23 protein-coding genes are annotated in these 24,958 nt (G+C 57.0%); 11 read left to right on the plus strand and 12 right to left on the minus strand.

Features of this window, described 5'->3' with window-relative positions:
* Positions 1-111 precede the first annotated feature (111 nt).
* Positions 112-2,034: an acetyl-CoA hydrolase/transferase C-terminal domain-containing protein gene (locus ACIPQ1_RS04515; protein ID WP_446533658.1), complete on the minus strand. Its 1,923-nt coding sequence runs from the start codon at positions 2,032-2,034 to the stop codon at positions 112-114.
* Between the two features lie 706 nt (positions 2,035-2,740).
* Here ACIPQ1_RS04515 and ACIPQ1_RS04520 point away from each other — a divergent pair.
* From ACIPQ1_RS04520 to ACIPQ1_RS04540, 5 genes are read left to right on the plus strand one after another with little or no spacing between them, the layout of a single operon-like run.
* Positions 2,741-3,175, plus strand: a complete 435-nt coding sequence (locus ACIPQ1_RS04520; RefSeq protein ID WP_446533659.1) for a hypothetical protein — start codon at positions 2,741-2,743, stop codon at positions 3,173-3,175.
* Positions 3,133-5,673 (plus strand): type 2 lanthipeptide synthetase LanM, encoded by a 2,541-nt coding sequence (lanM, locus tag ACIPQ1_RS04525; RefSeq protein WP_446533660.1) that lies wholly within the window; start codon positions 3,133-3,135, stop codon positions 5,671-5,673. Before ACIPQ1_RS04520 ends, lanM begins: the two co-directional genes overlap by 43 nt.
* Entirely contained in the window at positions 5,670-6,551 is an 882-nt protein-coding gene (locus ACIPQ1_RS04530; RefSeq protein WP_411385944.1) for a hypothetical protein, read from the plus strand. Before lanM ends, ACIPQ1_RS04530 begins: the two co-directional genes overlap by 4 nt.
* Entirely contained in the window at positions 6,544-7,422 is an 879-nt protein-coding gene (locus tag ACIPQ1_RS04535; protein WP_411385945.1) for a hypothetical protein, read from the plus strand. The genes ACIPQ1_RS04530 and ACIPQ1_RS04535 overlap by 8 nt, the downstream gene beginning before the upstream one ends.
* A complete protein-coding gene (locus ACIPQ1_RS04540; RefSeq protein ID WP_250964544.1) occupies positions 7,415-8,149 on the plus strand; it encodes an AAA family ATPase in 735 nt (244 codons plus the stop codon). Before ACIPQ1_RS04535 ends, ACIPQ1_RS04540 begins: the two co-directional genes overlap by 8 nt.
* 71 nt (positions 8,150-8,220) lie before the next feature.
* Here ACIPQ1_RS04540 and ACIPQ1_RS04545 read toward each other — a convergent pair whose 3' ends face one another.
* The 5 genes from ACIPQ1_RS04545 to dadA form a co-directional block, all read right to left on the minus strand.
* Positions 8,221-8,631, minus strand: coding sequence for a c-type cytochrome (locus ACIPQ1_RS04545; protein ID WP_186706911.1), 411 nt, complete (start codon positions 8,629-8,631; stop codon positions 8,221-8,223).
* Between the two features lie 183 nt (positions 8,632-8,814).
* Positions 8,815-9,363 (minus strand): cupin domain-containing protein, encoded by a 549-nt coding sequence (locus ACIPQ1_RS04550; protein WP_003206841.1) that lies wholly within the window; start codon positions 9,361-9,363, stop codon positions 8,815-8,817.
* A gap of 128 nt (positions 9,364-9,491) precedes the next feature.
* Positions 9,492-10,565 (minus strand): alanine racemase, encoded by a 1,074-nt coding sequence (gene alr, locus ACIPQ1_RS04555; protein ID WP_446533661.1) that lies wholly within the window; start codon positions 10,563-10,565, stop codon positions 9,492-9,494.
* 97 nt (positions 10,566-10,662) lie between these two features.
* Complete coding sequence (locus tag ACIPQ1_RS04560; protein WP_250964547.1) at positions 10,663-11,016, minus strand: RidA family protein; 354 nt, start codon at positions 11,014-11,016, stop codon at positions 10,663-10,665.
* On the minus strand, positions 10,988-12,292 hold the full coding sequence (gene dadA / locus ACIPQ1_RS04565; protein WP_446533662.1) for a D-amino acid dehydrogenase: 1,305 nt from the start codon (positions 12,290-12,292) through the stop codon (positions 10,988-10,990). Before dadA ends, ACIPQ1_RS04560 begins: the two co-directional genes overlap by 29 nt.
* Before the next feature lie 155 nt (positions 12,293-12,447).
* Here dadA and ACIPQ1_RS04570 point away from each other — a divergent pair, with 155 nt between their 5' ends.
* The gene (locus ACIPQ1_RS04570) at positions 12,448-12,936 is read left to right on the plus strand and encodes an Lrp/AsnC ligand binding domain-containing protein (protein WP_003206849.1); all 489 of its coding nucleotides are present in this window, start codon (positions 12,448-12,450) and stop codon (positions 12,934-12,936) included.
* A 152-nt stretch (positions 12,937-13,088) separates the two neighbouring features.
* Here ACIPQ1_RS04570 and ACIPQ1_RS04575 read toward each other — a convergent pair whose 3' ends face one another.
* On the minus strand, positions 13,089-13,442 hold the full coding sequence (locus tag ACIPQ1_RS04575; protein ID WP_003206850.1) for a YkgJ family cysteine cluster protein: 354 nt from the start codon (positions 13,440-13,442) through the stop codon (positions 13,089-13,091).
* 145 nt (positions 13,443-13,587) lie between these two features.
* Between ACIPQ1_RS04575 and ACIPQ1_RS04580 the strand changes: the two genes are divergently transcribed.
* Entirely contained in the window at positions 13,588-14,901 is a 1,314-nt protein-coding gene (locus tag ACIPQ1_RS04580; protein ID WP_446533663.1) for an NAD(P)/FAD-dependent oxidoreductase, read from the plus strand.
* A gap of 133 nt (positions 14,902-15,034) precedes the next feature.
* Here the strand turns inward: ACIPQ1_RS04580 and ACIPQ1_RS04585 are convergent, their stop codons facing one another.
* Positions 15,035-15,280 carry a DUF1127 domain-containing protein gene (locus ACIPQ1_RS04585; RefSeq protein WP_411385949.1) on the minus strand — a complete coding sequence of 82 codons (246 nt, stop codon included), beginning with the start codon at positions 15,278-15,280 and terminating at the stop codon, positions 15,035-15,037.
* Positions 15,281-15,459: 179 nt separating this feature from the next.
* Here ACIPQ1_RS04585 and ACIPQ1_RS04590 point away from each other — a divergent pair, with 179 nt between their 5' ends.
* Entirely contained in the window at positions 15,460-16,893 is a 1,434-nt protein-coding gene (locus ACIPQ1_RS04590) for an aminotransferase-like domain-containing protein (RefSeq protein ID WP_411385950.1), read from the plus strand.
* 61 nt (positions 16,894-16,954) lie between these two features.
* Positions 16,955-18,520 (plus strand): phospholipase D family protein, encoded by a 1,566-nt coding sequence (locus ACIPQ1_RS04595; protein WP_250964552.1) that lies wholly within the window; start codon positions 16,955-16,957, stop codon positions 18,518-18,520.
* 141 nt (positions 18,521-18,661) lie between these two features.
* Here ACIPQ1_RS04595 and ACIPQ1_RS04600 read toward each other — a convergent pair whose 3' ends face one another.
* Together ACIPQ1_RS04600 and ACIPQ1_RS04605 are read right to left on the minus strand one after the other, a co-directional pair.
* Positions 18,662-19,804: an MFS transporter gene (locus tag ACIPQ1_RS04600; RefSeq protein ID WP_446533664.1), complete on the minus strand. Its 1,143-nt coding sequence runs from the start codon at positions 19,802-19,804 to the stop codon at positions 18,662-18,664.
* 325 nt (positions 19,805-20,129) lie between these two features.
* Positions 20,130-21,623, minus strand: a complete 1,494-nt coding sequence (locus ACIPQ1_RS04605) for an aldehyde dehydrogenase (protein ID WP_003206859.1) — start codon at positions 21,621-21,623, stop codon at positions 20,130-20,132.
* 245 nt (positions 21,624-21,868) lie between these two features.
* Here ACIPQ1_RS04605 and ACIPQ1_RS04610 point away from each other — a divergent pair, with 245 nt between their 5' ends.
* Positions 21,869-22,231 carry a cupin domain-containing protein gene (locus tag ACIPQ1_RS04610; protein ID WP_250964555.1) on the plus strand — a complete coding sequence of 121 codons (363 nt, stop codon included), beginning with the start codon at positions 21,869-21,871 and terminating at the stop codon, positions 22,229-22,231.
* A 174-nt stretch (positions 22,232-22,405) separates the two neighbouring features.
* Here the strand turns inward: ACIPQ1_RS04610 and rpmG are convergent, their stop codons facing one another.
* Entirely contained in the window at positions 22,406-22,561 is a 156-nt protein-coding gene (rpmG, locus tag ACIPQ1_RS04615; protein ID WP_003177274.1) for a 50S ribosomal protein L33, read from the minus strand.
* 11 nt (positions 22,562-22,572) lie between these two features.
* Complete coding sequence (rpmB, locus tag ACIPQ1_RS04620) at positions 22,573-22,806, minus strand: 50S ribosomal protein L28 (protein ID WP_003177273.1); 234 nt, start codon at positions 22,804-22,806, stop codon at positions 22,573-22,575.
* A gap of 436 nt (positions 22,807-23,242) precedes the next feature.
* Between rpmB and ACIPQ1_RS04625 the strand changes: the two genes are divergently transcribed.
* Positions 23,243-24,829: an ABC transporter substrate-binding protein gene (locus ACIPQ1_RS04625; protein WP_446533665.1), complete on the plus strand. Its 1,587-nt coding sequence runs from the start codon at positions 23,243-23,245 to the stop codon at positions 24,827-24,829.
* The last annotated feature ends 129 nt before the right edge of the window (positions 24,830-24,958 follow it).

Raw genomic sequence — 24,958 nt, forward strand, 5'->3', positions numbered from 1 at the left:
GGGGGGGGGGGGTGGGCGCGGGCGTGGTGTTTTCCCCCCCCCCCCCCGCTCCCCCCCCCCCCCCCCCCCCCCCCCCCCCCCCCCCGCTCCCACAGTGGAATGTGCACGCTGCTAAGGCGCAGTAGCCTTGAGCCCCGCCAGCAGCAACCGCTGAAACAACTCTTCCTTCAGCCCTTCAGGGCTGGCCAGCTGCATCCGCTCCAGATGCCCGGCATATTCCCAGGGCTCCGGTGCATCCAGCGCGGCTTTGCCCAGCTCCAGGATCTCAGTGAGCTTGAACTTGCTCTTGAGCCAGTTCAGCGCCCGCAGCAGATCCCGCTCCAGCCCATCGAAATCACAGCCCAGCGGGTACTCGGGAAACAGGTTCGGATGGCGTGCCTGGATCGCCTGCAACCGCTCCGAGGTGTTGTCGGCGAACCGCGGATCGAGACGGAAATCCTTCGGCAGCTTGCCGGCCTTTTGCGCCTGCTCGATCAAGCCGGGCTGGAAGCGTGAGTCGCTGATGTTCAGTAACGCCTCGATCACCGCCGCGTCGGTCTTTCCGCGCAGGTCGGCGATGCCGTATTCGGTGACCACGATGTCCCGCAGGTGCCGGGGAATCGTGCAATGGCCATACTCCCAGACGATGTTCGAGCTGATCTCGCCCCCGGCCTCACGCCAACTGCGCAGCAGCAGGATCGAGCGCCCGCCCTCCAGCGCATGGCCCTGGGCAACGAAGTTGTACTGCCCGCCCACACCGCTGAGCACCCGCCCATCTTCCAACTGATCGGCGACCCCGGCGCCCATCAGGGTCATGGTGAAAACCGTGTTGATGAAACGGGCATCAAGGCGTTGCAGGCGCTTGAGCTGTTCCTGGCCGTACAGCTCGTTGATGTAACTGATGCGCGTCATGTTGAATTCGCGCAGACGGCTTTGCGGCAGCTCGCGCAGGCGCTCGTAAAAGCTGCGCGGGCCGAGGAAGAATCCGCCGTGTATGCAGATGCCGTCGGGTTGCGCCGCCTCGTCGAGCGTCCCGGCATTGGCCCGCTCCTGGGTCGCCTCGTCGGGGTAGACCTTGCGCCGGATGATCCCGGCCTCCGCCAGCGCCAGCAAACCGTTGACGAACATTTCACTGCAACCGTACAGCCCTTTGGCAAACGGCTCGACCCCGCCCTCATGCTCGATCAATTGCGCCCACTGGCTAAGGTTCAGGTCCGCCAGCAACGCCTGGTAGCCGGCGTTATCGGCCTGGCGCGCCAGCAGTGCCGCGGTCAATGCGTCGCCCATCGAGCCGATACCGATCTGCAACGTACCGCCATCGCGCACCAGCGTACTGGCGTGCAGGCCGATCAAATGGTCCTGGAAACCCACGGGCATGTTCGGCGTGGAGAACAACGAGTGGCTGTCCTTTTCGTCGATCAACAGGTCGAAAGCGTCGATGCCGACTTCCGCGTCGCCGGGCATGTAGGGCAAGTCGCTGTGGACCTGGCCCACCATGAGAATGGTCTCCCCGGCCTCGCGCCGCTTGGCGATCATCGGCAGCAGGTCGAGGGTGATGTCCGGGTTGCAGCTCAGGCTCAGGCGATCCGGGTGCTCCGGATCGCTCGCTACCAGTTGCGCCACCAGGTTCAAGCCGGCGGCATTGATGTCCCGGGCCGCATGACTGTAGTTGCTGCTGACGTAGTCCTGCTGGGCCGACGTGCTATGCAGCAGGCTGCCGGGCTGCATGAAGAATTGCTGGACGCGGATGTTGGCCGGCAGGCTGTCCCGGTGCAGATCGGCCAAGAAATCCAGCTCGGGGTAATCACCGAAGACCCGCTCGATAAAGGGTTCGAGGAAGCGCTTCTGCAAACCATCGCCCAGGTTCGGTCGACCCAGGCTCAGGGCGGTGTAGAGGGTCAGCTGTCGCTCGGGCAGTTCTGCGATGCGCCGGTACAGCGCGTTGGCGAACAGGTTGGGCTTGCCCAGCCCCAGGGGCATGCCCAGGTGAATATGCGCCGGCAGGCGCTCAAGCACGTCATCCACCGCCTGTTCGATTGAACACAACTGCACCATCGGACCCTCCAGGACATTCCATGAATGTGGGTTGGACCGAGCTTGCCGGGTCTTGGTTGCGATGAACAGCCCCATGAGGGGAAATTCTATCTGTAATCAGCTACTTGGGAGGGTGCATCTCAAGTCCAAACCAATTGAATATCTTCAGAATTCAAAAATTTCCTACGCAACATCCTACAAATATCCAAGAAGCAAAGAATACTCCCACCCACAGATTGAACACGCACTACTTAAACTCTTCAAAATTCACTCAATGTTATCGGCAGCCTCCGATTGATATTCACTGGAGGAGGATTAATATTTATTACTGCAAATATCAGAAAAACTTCAGCCGTAAAAAACGATGACTCTTATCACCTTCAATTAATACAAAAGGAACACAAACATGAATTCTTCCTAACATGCAACTTCTCACAACCAGAAAAGTCGCCCACTGCACATGACTCAGCTAATTACTTTAGAGGTATCTATATGCAAATTGATTTAAAAGCCATACAGAGCGCGAGAAAAACATTGCTCACCGATAGCACCCCGATTTTATCACTAGCTATTCAGGCTTATAGCAACCTAACTGCCGCCTCAAGTGGGACACGGCCTTGCACAAGCTGCTGCTCCCAATGTTGGCACCAATGCTGCTGGGCTACTCACAGTTAATTGAAGATGGTGGCCGATCTCTTATCGGCCACCTATATCTACGGGACGCATCATGATCATACCTTTAGATTTCCTAACCAATTCCGCATTAGCCAAATCAGTAGACATCAGCACCGACTGCCCCGTATGGCCGTATCTCTCTTACTACACACATAAAAGCAAACAAGCAATCCATGATTTAGGCGAGTTATCAGACAATGACCAATCAGTCATCATTAATGGTTTTCTTCACAATTTGACCGCCAGAGTTATGGCGACAGCTAATAATGTCCTTTTCGCCGAACGAAGCATTTTGGAGAAAACCGCTCCCACTGCAAGAATCACTGCCAAGGAACATTATAAAATCCTCAGAAACACCACAAGTTACCTGCACGACATATTAACCGCATATCCGGAACTGGACAGACTACTAGAAACAATCTCCCATAATTTTTCGAGCAAAGCTTGCGCCTGGCAAAAAATCTCATACGTGACAAAAAAGCCTTGAGCAAAATAGCCATTATTAATAGCTCTAATTCTCTGAAAAAATGTGAAGTCTCGGAAGGCGAAACTCATAACGGCTCCGCGACGGTGTGTATATTGACGTTCTGTAACGGTGAACGAATCGTCTATAAACCAAGAAACTTAGAGCTTGAATCTATAGCGTCAACGTTGCTACGGAATCTATCGGACAATGCGGGTGATGATTATAGCGAATGGACAATTCCTAATTACATTGTCGGCTCAGATCATGGATGGACGCAATTTGTACCACAGCTCCCCGCCCAATCTCAGCTGCAGGTAGCACAATTCTATAAACGCTCAGGCTTCTTACTCGGATTCTGTACCGCCTTCACAGCTTCAGATATTACATCCGACAATCTCATCGCCCATGCAAGCAGTCCGATTCCTATCGACCTGGAGACAATTTTTTATAATGTTCTTAACATCGATAGTATTCCCAAGGAGATACGCTGGAATGCTACTCAGACCAGTATATTACCGAACTGGACCTGGAAAGGTACCGACGGGATAGGGGTGGACTTAAGTGCGCTAGGTGGATTAAACGAACAATATGTCAGTTTAAACCTATACCAACATATAGAGGATAAACATGGCAACGATAGCTTTGACATGGACGGAGTGAAAATTCTACCCGGAAAAAACGTTCTGTACTTTAATGAGCAAGCCGTAAAGCCTTGGGAATACTATAAGGAAATAACCGAAGGATTCCATTGCTTCTTTCAGCTGATTGAGAAGCAAAAAGAATCACTTATTAGCTTTATCAGTTTGCTCTCCGGTCTGCCTTGCAGATACGTACCCAGAGCAACAGCCACTTATCATTATGCCATTCAATGCTCACTTCACGCTTCCCTGATGAGCTCCAGCGAAAACCGAAGAGGTTTTCTAAAAAAAATCCTTGATAACGAAACCGCGCCCGCTATTGGATTTTTGGAGGCAGAGATCCAAGCATGTATGAACTTAGATATTCCGTATGCTAAAAGCCAGGTTGGGCAACTTGAATTTTACGAACCTTGCTATCCAGGAAAAGGGCATTTGAATTCTCTCGAATACGTTGACGGATTAACCAATAGCATTGATTACTTGAAAAATCTGTCAACGTGCCGAACAGCTTTCGAAACAAGCTTAATAAAAAATACATTGATCGCAATGCAAAATATGTATGAGCACGATAAGCGTTTGACCGACCATGAATTTCGACAGCATGATTGCCTGGATACTACAGCTAACCGAAGCTTAGACTCGATACTACACGCTGTCCGAATAGCACAAAATCGAAACGTCGAGTTTATTAACACTCAAATAACCGATGAGTTGTCGACAAATGGTTTATGGCTAGGGTTCCATGCGTCTCCTGGCGGTTATGTAGAATACTCCGAATTAGGCGACGATTATTACTATGGCTTATCGGGAATCCTTTATGGATGCATATTGGCTGGTCAGTGGGTGGCCGTTTCAAAGGAGGCTACCCATGACTTATTAAATCATGTGTATGCGAGAGTCCACACAAAACTAACTAATCCAGGCAGTCACTTGGGCGGTCTTCATTTCGGTTTATCGTCCACCATCCTCCCCTTATACATTAGCCTGAAATTTTATAAAGATAAAAGAAGCGATGTTTTGTTATCCATGTACAAAAGCTATTTGAATGACGTCATTACTGACAGTTGGTGGCAGAAATATTTCTGGGGAAATGACCTGCTCTCTGGATCATTTGGAACACTAACAGTTGTTACCCGGCTTTATGAACTGACAAATGATTCGGAGTTTTCGTTTTTAGGAAAAGCACTTTATGGAAAAATCGAATCCGAATTAGGCATTGTAGACGGACGAAACATGGTGACTTTTGGAAAGTCGATAACCACTCGTGACGATGGCTTACTCAGCGGTATTTCTCACGGCGTTATGGGCTGCGCGTATGCCATCTTCTATTTCAACAACACTATCATGCAAAGCGAATCGATTGGTTCAGTATTTTCGGGCTTTTTGGACTGGGAACTATCTGAGTTTGATTCCGACATCGACAATTGGAAGGACTATAGAAGAAGATCTACCGATTCATCACCAGGAGAGTTTTCATGGAGCCATGGTTTACCTGGAAACTATCTGGCACTTCGTTACTTTGCATCCAAAGGTATTCATGAGGCAATCACATTTCTAGAAAAAAACCCACCAAACAAGCTATTTTCTTTTGATAGCTTATTGGCGAGAAAGCGCCCCGTAAACGACTCGCTTTGCCACGGTGCGTACGGATTGCTAAATTTGATTAAGGAACTAAACCCTGAAGCCTTATCGGACTATCGAACATATATCTGGGCCAACGTGCTAAATCTGGCCGAATATGACACACGAGAGCTGAGGACAAGGTCGGCGGATCCGCTAGGTTTGTGGGTAGGAAAGGTTGGCTCGCTGCTAGGATCAATAGGACTTCTTAACCAGAACTTTAAATTCCCATTTCTCGCCCACGAAATGAAACTCATATGACAATGTTTTTGAATTTACGAGTCATTTTAATTGGGGTAGCCGGTGCCTTAATTGGCATCGCGCCTCCTTATCTCATAGGCCAAGCAATTAACCTTTATACCAAGCATGGGGAGATAGATATGTTGATCATTTCTGCCGCTTGCGTACTAATTATCGCCACCCCCTGCGGGAGACTAGCTTCACACCTATATGTCCAAAAGCTTTCTACAGTCACCCGAAAAAGCTTAAAATCCAGACTAACCGAAAAAATCATCCCCAAAACAACCTCTGAAAACCATGGCGAAGCAATCGACTTAATAGATGGCGACGTAGAAGGAAGCATTTATCTATATCACAACATTTATTTAGACGTCGCATCAAGCCTTAGCGCCCTCCTTCTCGCTCTATTCATAGTGCTTCATTACAACCCCTCATTAATTATCGCACCATTATCGGCGATCCTGTACATCGCCACACTCAAAGTACTTACACGAAAAATCTACTTAAGCTCATATAAAAAATATGTTGAGTCAAACACTCAACTAATTTCTAATATTAGCAACTCCATGAACTCATCTTCACCATCAAACCTTGAGCATTTTAAAAAAAGCAACCGCCAGATCAAGCTTCTATCATTAATCTCCAGAGCAAAAATAGCCTTACTCGAACTCGCCTCCAACCTTTCTTACTTGATAGGTATAATTTTATTATTCTATATTGGCTCCAACTCCATCGCGAACGATACATTATCTATCGGTGACTTTGTCTCCGCTGCCATATACCTCGAACGAGTGCTCGTACCGACAGCGGCACTCGTAAGTATATATTACGCGACCGGTGAAGCACGCTATCGCCGAATGAGAATTGATCGGTGCCTTTCAGGAGCAACCGATGGGTAACGTGCTAAAGACGAACTCTTTAATTCTAATATTGGTCAGCCTATGCCTTGTGTTGTCAGCCGGCTGTCAGTTGCTCATCCCATATATTATTTCTCAGGGAGTAATAAAAATCACTGATACAGTTTATGTTGTGGAATCACTAAGAAAACTGGCCACTGTCTTTATCGCAAGAACTATTTTGCAAGGTATTGCTGATAGTTTAAACGCCTATGCCGAGACGAGTCTACGGGTGAGTCTTATAGAATATATTTATATCCACCGTAGTTTTACGGCACATGGCGCATTTATTACCCGAATCACGGAAGATACGGCTCGCATAGCAACAGCAATTTCAAGCGCACTTTATCTGTTCGGCTCCGGCTTATTGGTTGTAACAACATCCTGCTTACTTATAGTAGAAACACCTTACTTCCTAATACCTTTACTCTTCATTTGGTTGCTGACCGCTCTGCAGTTAAAGAAATCTTCTCCCATCATCACCAAACTTTATCAAGCTGAAATATTGAAAGAGGAAAAATACAAAGCTTCTTTCTTGACACTTATTAAATCAGCCAACATCGCTCGGCATCGCTGCAATTATAGAAAACATTATCAGCGGCTCAACAAGGCGGCGGGCGCTCGCCATAAGCATCAGAAAATCAGTTTGCTACTTTGCTCCATGCCAGAGGTACTAATTGCGATCGCTACTGTATTCATCGTGATTTTTATTGCCTCGACAACTCCAGAACTACTGGGATCAAAGTACATCTATTTACTGGGATACGTCGGCCTATTCGCAATGGCAAGTCGCCAATCACTTGAGACCGCGCTCTCGCTGGTCGGAATCAATGAATCAGTAAAAAGGATATTTGAAGGCACTCAACATGAATAATTTATATTTGCGAGAAGTCCGATTAAAGCCAGCGGCGAGTATTCGCTCTTGTTTGCGCAATCTGTTTCCAATCAACTTCACTCAACCTATCACCATCATCATCGGGGAAAATGGATGTGGCAAATCGACTTTACTTGAAGGTATTGCGGTCAAGCTCGGTTGCAACCCTGAAGGCGGGGGGAAGAATTTTATATTTAAGACAGAAGAAACGCACTCTGACCTTCATCAGGAACTGATACTATCAAAAGGACATATCAAGGAAAAAGATCTATTTTTTTATAGAGCAGAAACCTTCTATAACCTAAATACGGAAATTCGACGCCTCGATGAAGAAAACAGCTTGTCACCAGAGATAAAGACCTATTATGGTGGCCGTGACTTACATAGTATTTCCCATGGAGAAGCCATGGAGAAACTATTTCAGTTTAGATTGAATAATAAAGGACTTTATATTCTTGATGAGCCTGAAGCTTCTTTATCGCCACAGCGGCAATTAGCATTCATTTTACGAATTTTTGAACTTGCCACTGAAGGTGCTCAATTTATAATTGCGACGCACTCCCCGATAATAATGTCCATGCCAGGGTGCGAATTACTTCAGATTAGCGATGGGACTTTCGAGAAAATTGAGCCCGAAGAAACAGAGGCCTATAGTATCTACAAGGCCGTTTTGAACTCTTCAGGTGAGTATTTGAAAAAGCTGGTTTTTGATAAGCATCATGTCTAAGTGCTGATCAACCATCACCTCGAAATCAATGGTTGAGGTAGCCTTACGACTCACCTCAACCATCTATTTGATTACAGGCCAGACATCTCTTTGATGGCGCCCTTGAGGTCGTCATCGGAGCAGTCGGCGCAGGTGCCTTTAGGCGGCATGGCGTTCACGCCAGTAATTGCCTTGGCCAGGATGCCATCGAGACCACCCTGGTGGTCGGCGCGCTCTTTCCAGGCAGCCTTGTCGCCGATTTTCGGCGCGCCCAGCAGGCCAGTGCCGTGGCAAGCGTTGCAGTGTTTTGCGATCACGTCTTTCGGCGTCTTGGCAGCCCCGCCGCCAGCCGAAGCCACGACTTCCATACCCTTGCATTCCTTGCCCTGGACGCAGACCTGGCCGACGGGTTCAAGGCGCTTGGCGATTTCGTCGTTCGGCGCCGCTTGAGCGGTCGCAGCCCATAGGGCCAATACGGTTGCTGGTGCAGCCAGCATTTTCATAATTAGGTTCACGCGTACACCCTCAATGGTGGCTAGTCACGCCTGCGGCCACGGTTTGCAGGCGGGCGCAAGTATAGCGGTAAGCCTGTCACTCTGAAACAACCCCAAAGTCGCAAGGGTCTTGTTTGTCATGACAGCCCAACAAGCGGGCGCCTTGGCCACGCGGGCCTGGCGCCTCTCGGTCTAGAAATTGGCCGGTGTGGCTGCGCTGATCAGTCGCGCCGGCACGTCGAACGGATTACGGAAACGGTGCGGCTTGGTGCTTTCGAAATAATAGCTGTCGCCGGCTTCGAGCACGAAGGTTTCGACGCCAACCACCAATTCCAGCCGCCCTTCCACCAGGATCCCGGTTTCCTCGCCCTCATGGGTGAGCATCTCTTCACCGGTATCGGCACCCGGTGGATAGATTTCATTGAGGAAGGCAATCGCCCGGCTCGGGTGTGCCCTGCCCACCAGCTTCATGGTCACGGCGCCGTCGGAGATGTCGATCAGTTCGTTGGCTTTGTAGACGATCTGGGTCGGTTTCTCCTGGAGGATCTCTTCGGAGAAAAATTCGACCATGGACATGGGAATCCCGCCAAGGACCTTACGCAGCGAGCTGATCGAGGGGCTGACGCTGTTCTTCTCGATCATCGAAATAGTGCTGTTGGTGACGCCCGCGCGCTTGGCGAGTTCACGCTGGGAAAGGCCTTTGAGTTTACGAATGGATTGCAGTCGTTCACCGACGTCCAATGCTGGAGCCTCCAGGGAATCAGGTTGTGTGGAAAGTGAGCGTTATCATGGCGACAGCGTTCAGTATTTACAACACTTTGACCCGAATCCCGTGCGGTGAAGCGACTTTCGGTAGGCGGCGCTTCGTGTCAGGCCCCGGAATAGAGCCGTGGCACCCGCCGCAGATTGCAGAAAATCTGATAAGGAATCGTGTCGGCGGCCTTGGCGACATCGCTGGCGAGGATGTGCTTGCCCCACAATTCCACGGTCGAGCCGAGCCCGGCCTGGGGGATATGGGTCAAGTCGACAGCCAGCATGTCCATCGACACCCGGCCCACCAACTGGCTGCGCTGCCCCTCCACCAGCACCGGCGTACCGGTGGGGGCCTGGCGTGGGTAGCCGTCGGCATAACCCATGGCGACCACGCCCACCCGGGTCGGTTGCGTGGTCACGAAGCGAGCGCCATAGCCCACCGGCTCGCCGGCAGGCAATTCGCGCACGCTGATGATCTTCGATTCCAGGGTCATCACCGGTTGCAAGCGCGAGGCGACAGCGTTGGGCTCATCAAAAGGCGTGGCCCCGTAGAGCATGATGCCCGGGCGCACCCAGTCGCTGGGTATCTGCGGCCAGCCTAGCACCGCCGGTGAATTGCGCAGGCTGATCGGCGCCACCAGGCCCTGGCGGGCTTTGTCGAAGATCGCCAACTGCTCGGTACTGCTGGGATCGTGCAGTTCATCGGCACGGGCGAAGTGGCTCATCAACACAATCTTCCCCACTTTGCCGCTGGCGAGCAGGCGGCGGTAGGCCGCCTGGTAATCCGCCGGATGCAGGCCGACCCGGTGCATGCCGGAATCGAGCTTGAGCCAGACGGTGATTGGCTGGCTCAGAGGGGCTTTTTCAATCGCTTCAAGCTGCCACAACGAATGCACCACGCACCAGAAATCGTGCTCGACGATCAGTGGCAACTCATCGGCTTCGAAGAACCCTTCCAACAGCAGGATCGGCCCACGAATCCCGCCGGCCCGCAATTCCAGGGCCTCTTCGATGCAGGCCACGGCAAACCCGTCCGCCATGTCCTGCAGCGCCTCGGCGCAACGCACCGCGCCGTGCCCGTAGGCATCGGCCTTGATCACCGCAAGGGCTTTGGCCCCCGTGACTTCGCGAGCCAATTGGTAGTTGTGACGCAGGGCTTGGAGATCGATCAGGGCACGGGCAGGACGCATGGCGGCAGGCTTCTAGGCGGTCATCAATAAAAAACCGGCGCGGGCTGACGGCATGAACCGCCCGCAGCGCCGGAAGAGGGATCGTTTCGGCCGGGGATTAAGGCAGCGCGGCCACGACGGACAGCTCCACCAGAATCTCCGGTTCACACAGCTTGGCCTCAACCGTGGCACGGGCCGGGGCGGCGCCTTTGGGCAACCATTGGTCCCAGACGGCATTCATGCCTGCGAAATGGGCCTCGATGTCCTTCAGGTAGATCGTCACCGATAACAGCCGCGTCTTGTCAGTCCCGGACAGGTCCAGCAAGCGTTCGATATTGGCCAGGCATTCGCGGGTCTGCTGCTCAATACCGGCGTTCATGTCGTCGCCGACCTGCCCGGCCAGGTAAACGGTGCCGTTGTGCACGACAACCTGGCTCATGCGGTCATTGGTGAGCTGGCGCTGGATTGACATGTTTTGCAGACTCCTGGGGTTTGCTGCCGTAACGGGAAATATCGAGGCCTTCGGCGCTGATCTGAGGCTTTTTCTTTGCCATCAGGTCAGCCAACAGGCGACCGGAACCACAAGCCATGGTCCACCCGAGGGTACCGTGGCCGGTGTTCAGGAACAGATTCTTGAACGGCGTGGCGCCTACGATTGGCGTGCCGTCCGGGGTCGTCGGACGCAAGCCGGTCCAGAAACTGGCCTGGGCCAGGTCGCCGCCCTGAGGATAAAGGTCGTTGACGATCATCTCCAGGGTTTCGCGCCGACGTGGGTTCAGCGAGAGGTCAAAACCGGCGATTTCCGCCATGCCGCCCACCCGAATGCGATTGTCGAAGCGGGTGATCGCGACCTTGTAGGTTTCGTCGAGAATGGTCGAGGTCGGTGCCATGGCCGGGTTTGTGATCGGCACGGTCAGGGAGTAACCCTTGAGCGGATACACCGGTGCACGGATCCCGAGGGGCTTGAGCAGTTGCGGCGAATAGCTGCCCAGGGCGAGCACATAACGGTCGGCGGTTTCCAGCTTGCCGTCGATCCACACGCCGTTGATGCGATCACCCGCGAAGTCCAGGCGTTGGATGTCCTGGCCGAAGCGGAATTGCACGCCCAGCTTCACCGCCATTTCCGCCAGGCGCGTGGTAAACATCTGGCAGTCGCCAGTCTGGTCGTTGGGCAAGCGCAAGGCACCCGCCAGGATGTCGGTGACGTTGGCCAGGGCCGGTTCGACCCGGGCGATGCCTTCGCGGTCGAGTACTTCGAACGGTACGCCGGACTCTTTCAACACGGCGATGTCTTTCGCCGCGCCATCGAGCTGGGCCTGGGTGCGGAACAGCTGCGTAGTCCCGAGGCTACGGCCTTCGTAGGCGATGCCGGTTTCGGCGCGCAGTTCGTCGAGGCAGTCACGGCTGTACTCGGACAGGCGGACCATGCGCTCCTTGTTGATTGCGTAGCGGTTGGCGGTGCAATTGCGCAGCATCTGCGCCATCCACAGGTATTGATCGATGTCGGCAGTGGCCTTGATCGCCAGTGGCGCATGGCGTTGCAGCAGCCATTTGATGGCCTTGAGCGGCACGCCCGGCGCGGCCCACGGCGAGGCATAACCCGGCGACACCTGACCGGCATTGGCGAAACTGGTTTCCATGGCAGGTGCTGGCTGACGGTCGACCACCACCACTTCAAACCCGGCACGAGCCAGGTAATAAGCACTGACGGTACCGATGACGCCGCTACCCAAGACCAGAACGCGCATGTTGATGCCCTCATCGCGGATAACCGCTGACGTTTGTTGTACATAGCTTTGATGGGCGCAGTGTAAAAAAGATCAGCCAGTGCTTTTCACTATATAAACACCTATATTTGGCGAGAATTCTCGGCAAAACCCCTTTTCATGGAGGCGCATCACCTGTGCGTACCAACACCCAGACCAAACGCGAGTTGGACAAGATCGACCGCAACATCCTGCGGATCCTCCAGGCGGACGGACGGATTTCCTTCACCGAGCTGGGGGAAAAGGTCGGTCTCTCCACCACGCCCTGTACCGAGCGGGTACGGCGCCTGGAGCGCGAAGGGATCATCATGGGCTACAACGCCCGGCTCAACCCGCAGCACTTGAAGGGCAGCCTGCTGGTGTTTGTCGAGATCAGCCTCGACTACAAATCCGGCGACACCTTTGAAGAATTCCGACGCGCCGTGCTGAAATTGCCTCACGTGCTGGAATGTCACCTGGTGTCAGGGGATTTCGACTACCTGGTGAAAGCACGGATTTCCGAGATGGCCTCGTACCGCAAACTGTTGGGGGACATCCTGCTCAAGTTGCCCCACGTGCGCGAATCCAAGAGCTACATCGTGATGGAAGAAGTGAAGGAGAGCTTGAACCTGCCGATTCCGGATTGAGCCTGGCTCAAGGCAATGGTTGCCTGGAGGACCGCTTTCGCGAGCAAGCTCGCTCCCACATCGTGCGGTGGTGATTACCCTCTTGTGGACAACGGAGTTCCATTGTGGGAGCGAGCCTGCTCGCGAAAGGCGCGACTCGGTATGCCAGACCGCTAGACCAACACCTGCCGAGTGCTGGCCATGTACTCATGAATCTGCTTCTCCACCCGCGGATGAATCAGTTCCACCGGCCGCCGGCCATTGGGACACGGCAAGGTCGCCGTGGTGCCGAACAGCCGACAGATCAGCGGACGTTCGTCATAGACCGTGCAACCGTTGGGCCCCAGGTGCACGCAGTCGAGCGCTTCCATGGCCGCATCCTGTTCGGCGCGGGTCTTGCGAGGCAAGCGGGCCATCTCCTCGGGCGAGGTGGTGACCGGACCGCAGCAGTCATGGCAGCCCGGTACGCACTCGAACGAGGGAATCTGCTGGCGTAGCGTGCGAATTTTTTGACTGTTGCAGCTCATCGAGACGGTTACCGAGAAGGACTGTCCGGGATTCTGCCTTAAAAGCCGCGGACCAGACAGCGCCAACCGACCGGTGTTGCCCGAGGAGGAATCCCCGGCTTATGCTCCGTAAAATTTCTCAAACAGAACAATCAGGATTACGCACATGAACGCCCGTGTTCAGCAACCTGTCCCGAACCACGCGCACGCCGCCTCTTACTACGCCGCCAGCAGCCTGCCGCAACCGGACCATCCGGTGTTGCAGGGGGAGTTGCGGGTGGACGTCTGCGTCGTCGGCGGCGGGTTCTCCGGGTTGAACACGGCGATCGAACTGGCTGAACGCGGCATGAGCGTGGCGCTGCTGGAGGCGCACCGGATCGGCTGGGGCGCCAGCGGGCGCAACGGCGGCCAATTGATCCGCGGCGTCGGCCATGGCCTCGACCAGTTCGCGTCCATCATCGGCACCGACGGTGTGCGCCAGATGAAGCTCATGGGCCTTGAGGCGGTGGAAATCGTTCGGCAGCGGGTCGAGCGCTTCCAGATTCCTTGCGACCTTACCTGGGGTTACTGTGACCTCGCCAACAAACCCGGCGACCTGGAAGGCTTCGCCGAAGACGCCGAAGAACTGCGCAGCCTCGGATATCGCCACCCGACCCGGCTGCTGCAAGCCGACGAAATGCACAGCGTCGTAGGCTCGGATCGCTACGTCGGCGGATTGATCGACATGGGCTCGGGCCATCTGCATCCCCTTAACCTGGCCTTGGGCGAAGCCGCCGCCGCGCAGCAACTGGGGGTCCGGCTGTTCGAACAATCGGCGGTCACGCGTATCGACTACGGCCCTGAAGTGAAGGTGCACACCCAACAGGGCTCGGTCCACGCCAAGACACTGGTCCTGGGCTGCAACGCCTACCTCAACGGACTCAACCCGCAACTCGGCGGTAAAGTGTTGCCGGCCGGCAGCTACATCATCGCCACTGAACCCTTGAGCCAGGCGCAGGCACAGGCGTTGTTGCCGCAGAACATGGCGGTCTGCGACCAACGGGTGGCATTGGATTACTACCGGCTTTCGGCCGATCGTCGCTTGTTGTTCGGCGGGGCCTGTCACTATTCCGGCCGCGACCCGCAGGACATTGGCGCCTACATGCGTCCGAAGATGCTCAAGGTGTTCCCGCAGTTGGCAGGCGTGAAAATCGACTATCAATGGGGCGGGATGATTGGCATCGGTGCCAACCGCTTGCCGCAGATCGGCCGGCTCAAGGACCAACCCAATGTGTATTACGCCCAAGCCTATTCCGGCCACGGCGTGAACGCCACGCACCTGGCTGGCAAATTGTTGGCCGAAGCCATCAGCGGGCAGCAGAGCAGCGGTTTCGACCTGTTCGCCCAGGTCCCGCACATGACCTTCCCGGGTGGCAAGCATTTGCGCTCACCGTTGTTGGCGTTGGGGATGTTGTGGCATCGGTTGAAAGAGTTGGTCTAAAGAACTTCAGCACTACGGATGACGCTATCGCGGGCAAGCCTTGCTCCCACAGGTCACTTTCAAATCTGTGAAAGCAAGCAAATCTGTGGGAGCAAGGCTTGCCAGCGATAGCAATCTCAGGACCAACACCGCTTCAAAGCCGCCAGAACGGCTTCAACCCCTCCTCCCGCGCCTGCTCTCGGCTCAGCCCAACGTCACGCAACTGTTCGGGTGTAAGTTCCAACAAGGCCTTGCGTGTATGCAGACGATGCCAGAACAGGCCCCAGCGACCGAGGCCGGACGGTGCATTGCGCAATGTCGCGCTGCGCAGCCCTTTCTCTTGCCCTGCCGCCAGTTCCTGACTGTGTAACGTCAGCCGCACATCGCTCAAGCCGTTCATTTTGATCGCTCCTGTTTACTTGGGTAGCCAGAGGTTTCATGATGCGCGGACGGCTAAAAGCAATACAGATTCAACCCAATTCTTTTATAAGCATACAGATTTGGTATTTCCGGCACTGAATCGTCATTTTCCAACCCAACTGTATTGGTTGCAGTTGTCCTTCTCATCGGGAGCGCACCATGACCCTCTACGTGAACCTCGCCGAACTGCTCGGCACCCGCATCGAACAGGGCTTCTACCGTCCTGGCGACCGGCTGCCTTCTGTACGGGCGTTAAGCACGGAGCATGGGGTCAGCTTGAGTACGGTGCAGCAGGCCTATCGCGTGCTGGAGGACAGCGGGCTGGCGATGCCGAGACCCAAGTCAGGTTATTTCGTGCCCGTGAGCCGCGAACTGCCGGACCTGCCGGTGATAGGTCGTCCGGCCCAGCGCCCCGTGGACATTTCCCAATGGGACCAGGTGCTGGAACTGATACGCGCCGTGCCGCGCCCGGACGTGGTGCAACTGGGCCGAGGCATGCCGGATATTCATTCGCCGACCATGAAACCGCTCCTACGCAGCCTGGCGCAGATCAGCCGCCGACAAGACATGCCGGGCCTGTATTACGACAACATCTACGGCAACCTCGCATTGCGCGAGCAGATCGCCCGGCTGTCGCTGGACGCCGGCTGCCAATTGGGCCCCAACGACCTGATCGTCACCACCGGCTGCCACGAAGCCCTGTCGGTCAGCATCCGCGCCACCTGCGAACAAGGCGATATCGTCGCAGTGGACTCACCCAGCTTTCACGGGGCCATGCAAACCCTCAAGGGCCTGGGCATGAAAGCCCTGGAAATCCCCACCGACCCGCTTACCGGCATCAGCCTGGATGCGCTGGAACTGGCCCTGGAGCAATGGCCCATCAAGGCCATACAGTTGACTCCCAGCTGCAACAACCCACTGGGCTACATCATGCCCGATGCGAACAAGCGCGCGCTGCTGAACCTGGCACAACGCTTCGACGTGGCGATTATTGAAGATGATGTGTATGGGGAATTGGCCTACACCTACCCTCGCCCACGCACCATCAAGTCGTTCGATGAAGACGGCCGCGTCTTGCTCTGCAGTTCGTTTTCCAAGACCCTGGCGCCTGGCCTGCGCATTGGTTGGGTCGCGCCAGGCCGGTATCTGGAGCGGGTGCTGCACATGAAATACATCAGCACCGGCTCTACCGCGCCACAGCCGCAGATCGCCATTGCCGAGTTTCTCAAGGGCGGGCATTTCGAACCCCATTTACGGCGGATGCGCACGCAATACCAGCGCAATCGCGACGTGATGATTGACTGGGTCAGCCGCTATTTTCCAGCGGGTACCCGTGCCAGCCGCCCGCGGGGCAGCTTCATGCTGTGGGTGGAACTGCCCGACGGCTTCGATACGCTGAAGCTCAATCGGGTCCTGCTGGACCAAGGCGTGCAGGTCGCCGTCGGCAGCATTTTTTCGGCATCGGGCAAGTACCGCAACTGCCTGCGGATGAACTACGCTGCCAAGCCAACAGCCCAGATCGAAGAGGCTGTGCGCAAGGTCGGAGCGGCCGCCATCGCGCTGTTGAACGAAACCCAGCGCGATGTCGTCTGAACGTTAACCAGGGAAGCAGCACCCAACAGCCGATCACTACCAACAAGCGGAACGATCCTACGTGAGATCCAGACCGATCCTGCCTGCGTTGCTGTTAGTCGCCTCACTGCTGAGCGGCTGCGCCGGTCTTGATGTCACCCGTGAGCCCTCCCAGGCCTTGCCCGCCGCCGAATCCTCGTTCGGCCGCTCGGTCCAGGCCCAGGCCGCGCCCCACGAAGGACGCTCAGGCTTTCGGCTGCTATCGGACAGCACCGAGGCCTTTACCGCCCGGGCCGAGCTGATTCGCAACGCCCAAGGCAGCCTGGATTTGCAGTACTACATCGTCCACGACGGCATCAGTACGCGCATGCTGGTGGATGAATTGCTCAAGGCCGCCGACCGGGGCGTGCGCGTGCGGATCCTGCTGGACGACACCACCAGCGATGGCCTCGACCAGATCATCGCGACCCTTGCCGCTCACCCACAGATCCAGATCCGCCTGTTCAATCCGCTGCACCTCGGACGCGCTACCGGCGTGACCCGCGGTCTCGGGCGCCTGTTCAACCTGTCGCTGCAACACCGGCGGATGCACAACAAGCTGTGGCTGGCCGACAACAGCATGGCCATCGTTGGCGGCCGCAACCTGGGCGATGAGTATTTCGACGCCGAACCCAACCTGAACTTCACCGACATCGACCTGCTCGGCGTCGGTCCGGTGGCCGAACAATTGGGGCACAGTTTCGACCAGTACTGGAACAGCGCCCTGAGCAAACCTATCGAACAGTTCCTGTCCCACCGCCCCACGCCCAAGGACCTGGCCAACAGTCGGCTGCGCCTGCAAGAGTCGCTGGAGCAGACCCACAAGGAAAACCACGCGCTTTACCAGCAATTGACTGCCTACAAGACCCAACCGCGCCTGGATACGTGGCGTGACCAGTTGATCTGGGCCTGGAACCAGGCGCTGTGGGACGCGCCCAGTAAAGTGCTGGCCAAGGGTGAACCGGACCCGCAGCTATTGCTGACCACCCAACTGGCCCCCGAACTGACGGGCGTCAGCAAAGAACTGATCATGATTTCCGCCTACTTCGTCCCCGGCCAGCCAGGCCTGGTGTACCTGACCAGTCGCGCCGATGCCGGTGTGTCGGTGAGCCTGCTGACCAATTCCCTGGAAGCCACCGACGTGCCCGCCGTGCACGGCGGCTACGCGCCGTACCGCAAGGCCCTGCTGCAACATGGCGTGCGCCTGTTCGAGTTGCGACGGCAACCGGGCGACACCGGCGGCAGCGCTCACTTGTTCTACAGCAAGTCCTACGGCGAATCGGACTCCAGCCTGCACAGCAAGGCGATCATCTTCGACCAGCAGAAGTCGTTCATCGGCTCGTTCAATTTCGACCCGCGCTCGGTACTGTGGAACACCGAAGTCGGCGTGCTGGTGGACAGCCCTGAACTCGCCGGACAAGTCCGTGAGCTGGCCTTGCAAGGCATGGCGCCGGCCTTGAGCTACCAGGCGAGGCTGGAAGATGGAACGCTTGTGTGGACCACCGAAGACAACGGCCAGACCCACGACCTGGCCCGCGAACCGGGCAGTTGGTGGCGCCGGTTCAATGCCTGGTTCAGCACGACGATCGGACTGGAGCGGATGCTTTAGAGGCGGACACGTCGCTTTTGTGGCGAGGGAGCTTGCTCCCGCTGGACTGCGAAGCAGTCCCGGCTTTGCGGTTGCGGCGCAACCGAGCGGGAGCAAGCTCCCTCGCCACAAAAGCCCCCTTGCTAAAGGGTTTCGGGATATTCAGGCAGCCTGCGTGCTCCCAAACGCCCCCTGGCGAAACAGCAGGATCACCAGCCCGAACGCCCCGGCCGCCATGAACAAAGGCAGCGCATGGCCGCTGATCCACTGGCTGCCCGCCCCCGCCACCAGCGGGCCGACCAGGCAACCGAGCCCCCACAGTTGCGCGACATGGGCGTTGGCCCGCACCAGCGCATCGTCACGGTAACGCTCGCCGATCAGGATCAGCGACAACGTGAACAAACCGCCCGCGCTGGCGCCGAACAGCACCCACAACGGCCAGATCAGCAGGGTATCGATCAGCAGCGGAACCGCCAGGCTCGATAACATCAATGCCACCGCACACCCCGTCAACAGAGCCCGGCGAGACACGCGGTCAGCCAAGGCGCCGATGGGCAATTGCAACAAGGCGTCACCGACCACCACGGTGCTGACCATCGCCAGCGCGATGTCAGCCGTGAAACCCTGGCGCAGGCAATACACCGGCAGCAACGTGAGAATCATCGCCTCGAATGCGGCGAACAGCGAAACCGCCCAGGCAATCGCTGGCAAGCCACGGCAGAACGTCCACAAATCACTGAACGTGACGTTGCCGGCCTCACTGCTGGGCGCACCGCTGCGGCCCAGCAACAACAAAGGTGCGACCAACAGCAGACCGACGCCCACCCAGAACCCGTAGTCATGATCGGTCCCCAGCGCGCCCAACAGCAGCGGGCCGGACAACTGGCTCAGGGCGTAGCTGCTGCCGTACAGCGCCACCAGCCGTCCACGCCATTTTTCAATGACCAATTGATTGATCCAGCTTTCACCCAGGATGAACACCAAGGTCAGGACTACGCCGATCATCAGGCGCAACAGCAACCAGACTGTATAACTGGGCAGCAGCGCCAGGAGCCCGATGGACACTGCCCCGCCCCATAGGCACAGGCGCATCAACGCCGCCGTGCCGAACCGCGCCGCCAGACGGCTCGACACCTTGGCCCCGAGCAACACCCCCACGGCCGGCATCGCAGCCATCACGCCAATGGCGAACGAGCCATAACCCCAACCCTCCAGGCGCAGCGATACCAGCGGCATGCTCACGCCCAAGGCCAGGCCGACGCTCAGGACAGACGCCAACACGGCGAAATAGGTTGCCCAACGCATTTCCACGCTCCTGTGGAGGGTTATCGAATTCAGCCATCACTCAAAACACTGTGGGAGCGAGCTTGCTTGCGATGGCGGTTTAACATTCAACAACGTCGTCGACTGTCAGGCCGCTATCGCGAGCAAGCTCGCTCCCACAGGAAATCTGATGTGAGCACCACATCTTGTGCCCGATGCAACATCCGTGTGGGAGCGAGCTTGCTCGCGAAGGCGGAGAGCCAGTCAACTTAGCCGTTGAATGTTAAACCGCTTTTGCGAGCAAGCCCGCTCCCACAAAGGAATCAGCGCTGCATGGAGCCCCGGACAGGATCCGGGGCCGCCCGTGTCAGAGCTTGATCCAGGTCGACTTCAGCTCGGTGTATTTGTCGAACGCATGCAGCGACTTGTCGCGACCGTTGCCCGACTGCTTGAAGCCACCGAACGGTGCGGTCATGTCGCCGCCGTCGTACTGGTTGACCCATACGCTGCCGGCGCGCAGGGCCTTGGCGGTCAGGTGAGCCTTGGAGATGTCTTTGGTCCATACCGCTGCAGCCAGGCCATACGGCGTGTCGTTGGCGATTTCAATGGCCTGCTCGGCGGTGTCGAAGGCGATGACCGACAACACCGGGCCGAAAATCTCTTCCTGAGCGATCTTCATGGCATTGCTCACGCCGTCAAAAATCGTCGGTTCGACATAAGTGCCGCCGGTTTCTTCAAGGATGCGCTTGCCACCGGCCACCAGTTTGGCGCCGTCGCTGTGACCGGCCTCGATGTAGGACAGCACCGTGTTCATCTGCTGGGTATCCACCAGGGCGCCGACGTTGGTCGCCGGGTCCAGGGGGTTGCCCGGTTTCCAGCCCTTGAGGGCTTCGATCACCAGCGGCAGGAACGTGTCCTTGATGGAACGCTCCACCAACAGCCGCGAGCCGGCGGTACAGACTTCGCCCTGGTTGAAGGCGATGGCGCTGGCAGCGGATTCGGCCGCGGCCTGCAGGTCCGGAGCATCGGCGAACACGATGTTCGGGCTCTTGCCGCCGGCCTCCAGCCAGATGCGCTTCATGTTGGATTCACCGGAATAGATCATCAATTGCTTGGCGATCTTGGTCGAGCCAGTGAACACCAGCGTATCGACGTCCATATGCAGGGCCAGGGCCTTGCCGACGGTGTGGCCGTAGCCTGGCAGCACGTTCAGCACGCCTTTCGGAATGCCGGCCTCAATCGCCAGCGCGGCGATGCGGATGGCGGTCAGCGGGGATTTTTCCGACGGCTTGAGCACCACCGAGTTACCGGTGGACAACGCCGGGCCGAGCTTCCAGCAGGCCATCATCAGCGGGAAGTTCCAAGGCACGATCGCGCCCACGACACCCACCGGCTCACGGGTCACCAGGCCCAGTTGATCGTGCGGCGTGGCGGCCACTTCATCGTAGAGCTTGTCGATGGCTTCACCGCTCCAGCTCAACGCTTGGGCCGCGCCGGGCACGTCGATGTTCAGCGAGTCGCTGATCGGCTTGCCCATGTCGAGGGTTTCAAGCAGGGCCAGTTCTTCGGCATGCTGCTTGAGCAGGCCGGCGAAACGAATCATGGTGGTTTTGCGCTTGCTTGGTGCCAGGCGCGACCAGACGCCGGAGTTGAAGGTGGCGCGGGCATTCTCGACGGCACGCTGGGCGTCGGCCACGTCGCAGCTGGCGATCTTGCCCAGCAGGCGGCCATCGACCGGGCTGAGGCAATCGAAGGTTTCGCCGGACACCGCATCGGTGTACTCACCGTTGATGAAGGCGCGGCCTTCAATTTTCAGGTCGCGGGCGCGTTGTTCCCAATCGGCACGAGTCAGGGTGGTCATGCGTGTGTCCTCCTCTTATTGAGTACGAACGCCGCGCAATGCGCAGCGCTCAAAAGAATTCCGCCCGGCCAGCCTGCTTTCGGCGCTGTTCGGCGCTGCAATTGGTACGGGGCACCCGCCACCCTAAACCAGCGGCTGGTCATGTTTCAATATATTTGACACAACGGTGGCAAACGGCCTTGCGATGTTCGTTTTAATAAACATAGACTCGAGGCCTTTCCAAGCGATCACTGGGGATCACCCGCATGAGCATTCAGGACATCGTCGACTTCAGCCAGGCCAATACCACCGCCGAACGTTATCGCCCGGACCCGGCCAAGGTGTTCAAGGGCGATCCCGAACAAGCCGTATTCAACCACTACAGCAGCCCCTGTGGGCAAATGAACGCTGGCGTGTGGGAAGGCGCCGTTGGCCAGTGGACGGTCAACTACACCGAGCATGAATACTGCGAGATCGTCCAGGGCGTTTCCGTGCTGCGGGACAACGATGGCAACGCCAAGACCCTGCGAGCCGGCGACCGTTTCGTGATTCCAGCGGGGTTCAAGGGTACTTGGGAAGTGCTGGAACCGTGCCGCAAGATTTATGTGGTGTTCGAGCAGAAGGTTTGAGGATTTGTATGGCCCGGGCCGGCCTCATCGCGAGCAGGCGCGCTCCCACAGGGACCTGGGGCGTCATAAGGTCCAGTGTGGAAGCGAGCTTGCTCGCGATGAGGTCCTGACGAAGGCAACAAAAAAGGCCCGTATCTCGCGATACGGGCCTTTTTTGTAAGAGGGAAAAATCAATTACTTGATTTTGCCTTCCTTGTAGATCACGTGCTTGCGAACAACCGGATCATATTTCTTGATCTCGATTTTGTCCGGGGTAGTACGCTTGTTCTTGTCGGTAGTGTAGAAGTGACCAGTACCGGCGCTCGAGATCAAACGAATCAATTCACGCATGATTAGCTCCCTTAAACCTTGCCATCGCGACGAAGTTCGGCCAGCACGACACTGATGCCACGCTTGTCGATGATGCGCATGCCCTTGGCAGATACGCGCAGACGCACAAAACGTTTCTCTTCTTCAACCCAGAAGCGGTGATGCTGCAGGTTCGGCAGGAAACGACGACGGGTTTTGTTGTTTGCGTGGGAAATGTTATTCCCAGTCACCGGACCCTTACCGGTAACTTGACAGACTCTCGACATGCCTCAGCCCTCTAAAACCACATGCCCAACCCGGCATGGGTTGGCCGCTTAATCTCTCAGTCATTTGGCGCCAGGCGCCGCGTTTCTTTAAGGGTCTTACCGGCTACACCTACAGTGAAGGAACCGGGCCCCTAGAAAAGAGCGCTGCTTTATACCAGAAAGACCACAGTGCAACAACAGCCGATGTGATTTGTCTTCCTGGAGAATCATCGGCCAACCGCCCGGGACGGCGGGGACAGAGGCTGGCACGGCCCCTTACCGCTCGTCGCTGCACGCAGGTTTTTTTCACTTGCGACAGGTTCGGGCCACTCAAACGTCGTCGCAGGGTGCCGGAAAATGCAAAAAGGGGATAGTCATTTGGCAGCGAGCCCACTAGGGTAGGCCTTTTCCAGACTGCACTCGCAGATGGGCCTTCGACTTGCACAGGAAACCGACCATGCGCCTCGCTGCCCTACCATTGTTGCTCGCCCCTCTGCTGATCACCCCGCAGGCCTTCGCCGCCGCCCTGAGCGTCTGCACCGAAGCCAGCCCGGAAGGGTTCGATGTCGTCCAGTACAACTCCCTGACCACCACCAATGCCTCCGCCGACGTGCTGATGAACCGCCTGGTGGATTTCGACACCGCCAGCGGCAAAGTAGTCCCCAGCCTGGCCGAGCGCTGGGAAGTCTCCACCGATGGCCTGACCTACGTGTTCAAGCTGCGGCCGCAGGTCAAGTTCCACCGCACCGATTACTTCACCCCGCGCCGCGACCTGACTGCCGAGGACGTGAAGTTCAGCTTCGAACGCATGCTCGATCCAGCGAACCCGTGGCACAAGGTCGCGCAAAGCGGCTTCCCCCACGCCCAGTCCATGCAGTTGCCGGCGCTGATCAAGAAAATCGACGCCCTGGATCCGCTGACCGTGCGCTTTACCCTCGATCACGCCGACTCGACCTTCCTGGCGACGTTGAGCATGGGTTTTGCCTCCATCTATTCGGCCGAATACGCCGACCAGTTGATGCAGGCCGGCACGCCGGAAAAACTCAACAACCAGCCGGTCGGCACCGGCCCGTTCATTTTCAGCCGATTCCAGAAGGACGCCTCGATTCGCTATAAGGCCAACGACGCCTATTTCGGCGGCAAGCCCCAGGTGGATCCGTTGATTTTCGCCATCACGCCGGACGCCAACGTGCGCCTGCAGAAACTGCGCCGCAACGAATGCCAGATCGCCCTGTCGCCCAAGCCGCTGGATGTGCAGGCCGCCCGGCAGGAATCGACCCTGAGCGTGGCCCAGACCGAGGCCTTCATGACCGCGTTCCTGGCGATCAACAGCCAGCATCCGCCCCTGGACAAGCCTGAGGTACGGCAAGCCATCAACCTGGCCTTCGACAAGGCCAGCTACCTCAAGACCGTCTTCGAAGGCACCGCCGAAGCCGCCAATGGCCCTTACCCACCGAACACCTGGAGCTATGCCAAGCACTTGCCGGGCTACGCCCACGACCCGGCCAAGGCCCGCGACTTGCTGGCCAAGGCCGGCTTGAAGGAAGGCTTCAAGACCACCATCTGGACCCGCCCTTCCGGCAGCCTGCTCAATCCCAACCCGAGCCTTGGCGCACAGTTGCTGCAATCGGACCTGGCGGAAATCGGCATCCAGGCGGAAATCCGCGTGATCGAATGGGGCGAACTGATCCGCCGCGCCAAGGCCGGCGAGCATGACCTGCTGTTCATGGGCTGGGCCGGCGACAACGGCGACCCGGACAACTTCCTCACGCCGCAGTTTTCCTGCGCGGCGGTGAAGTCCGGGACCAACTTCGCCCGCTACTGCAACCCGGATCTGGACAAACTGATCAGCGCCGGCAAGACCACCGGCGAACAAGGCGTGCGCGCCAAGCTCTACGAACAGGCCCAGGCCCAGATCCAGCAGCAGGCCCTGTGGCTGCCCCTGGCCCATCCCACTGCCTTCGCGCTTACCCGCAAGGATGTGCAGGGTTATGCGGTGAGCCCGTTTGGGCGGCAGGACTACTCCAAGGTCAGCCTCAAGTAACCCCAGCCCACGGACATTTGAAGTTGCAATGGTCCCTGTGGGAGCGAGCTTGCTCGCGATAGCGGCGCATCAGACACATCAATGCTGGCTGACCGACCGCTATCGCGAGCAAGCTCGCTCCCACAAAGG

Source organism: Pseudomonas sp. LARHCG127 (genome assembly GCF_052871455.1).

Bases quoted from the DNA above. Each gene is read 5' to 3' on its own strand.
- ACIPQ1_RS04515 (WP_446533658.1), bottom strand. From the start codon at position 2,034: ATGGTGCAGTTGTGTTCAATCGAACAGGCGGTGGATGACGTGCTTGAG.
- ACIPQ1_RS04520 (WP_446533659.1), top strand. From the start codon at position 2,741: ATGATCATACCTTTAGATTTCCTAACCAATTCCGCATTAGCCAAATCA.
- ACIPQ1_RS04530 (WP_411385944.1), top strand. From the start codon at position 5,670: ATGACAATGTTTTTGAATTTACGAGTCATTTTAATTGGGGTAGCCGGT.
- ACIPQ1_RS04535 (WP_411385945.1), top strand. From the start codon at position 6,544: ATGGGTAACGTGCTAAAGACGAACTCTTTAATTCTAATATTGGTCAGC.
- ACIPQ1_RS04540 (WP_250964544.1), top strand. From the start codon at position 7,415: ATGAATAATTTATATTTGCGAGAAGTCCGATTAAAGCCAGCGGCGAGT.
- ACIPQ1_RS04545 (WP_186706911.1), bottom strand. From the start codon at position 8,631: ATGAAAATGCTGGCTGCACCAGCAACCGTATTGGCCCTATGGGCTGCG.
- alr (WP_446533661.1), bottom strand. From the start codon at position 10,565: ATGCGTCCTGCCCGTGCCCTGATCGATCTCCAAGCCCTGCGTCACAAC.
- ACIPQ1_RS04560 (WP_250964547.1), bottom strand. From the start codon at position 11,016: ATGTCAATCCAGCGCCAGCTCACCAATGACCGCATGAGCCAGGTTGTC.
- dadA (WP_446533662.1), bottom strand. From the start codon at position 12,292: ATGCGCGTTCTGGTCTTGGGTAGCGGCGTCATCGGTACCGTCAGTGCT.
- ACIPQ1_RS04575 (WP_003206850.1), bottom strand. From the start codon at position 13,442: ATGAGCTGCAACAGTCAAAAAATTCGCACGCTACGCCAGCAGATTCCC.
- ACIPQ1_RS04580 (WP_446533663.1), top strand. From the start codon at position 13,588: ATGAACGCCCGTGTTCAGCAACCTGTCCCGAACCACGCGCACGCCGCC.
- ACIPQ1_RS04585 (WP_411385949.1), bottom strand. From the start codon at position 15,280: ATGAACGGCTTGAGCGATGTGCGGCTGACGTTACACAGTCAGGAACTG.
- ACIPQ1_RS04590 (WP_411385950.1), top strand. From the start codon at position 15,460: ATGACCCTCTACGTGAACCTCGCCGAACTGCTCGGCACCCGCATCGAA.
- ACIPQ1_RS04600 (WP_446533664.1), bottom strand. From the start codon at position 19,804: ATGCGTTGGGCAACCTATTTCGCCGTGTTGGCGTCTGTCCTGAGCGTC.
- ACIPQ1_RS04605 (WP_003206859.1), bottom strand. From the start codon at position 21,623: ATGACCACCCTGACTCGTGCCGATTGGGAACAACGCGCCCGCGACCTG.
- ACIPQ1_RS04610 (WP_250964555.1), top strand. From the start codon at position 21,869: ATGAGCATTCAGGACATCGTCGACTTCAGCCAGGCCAATACCACCGCC.
- rpmG (WP_003177274.1), bottom strand. From the start codon at position 22,561: ATGCGTGAATTGATTCGTTTGATCTCGAGCGCCGGTACTGGTCACTTC.
- rpmB (WP_003177273.1), bottom strand. From the start codon at position 22,806: ATGTCGAGAGTCTGTCAAGTTACCGGTAAGGGTCCGGTGACTGGGAAT.
- ACIPQ1_RS04625 (WP_446533665.1), top strand. From the start codon at position 23,243: ATGCGCCTCGCTGCCCTACCATTGTTGCTCGCCCCTCTGCTGATCACC.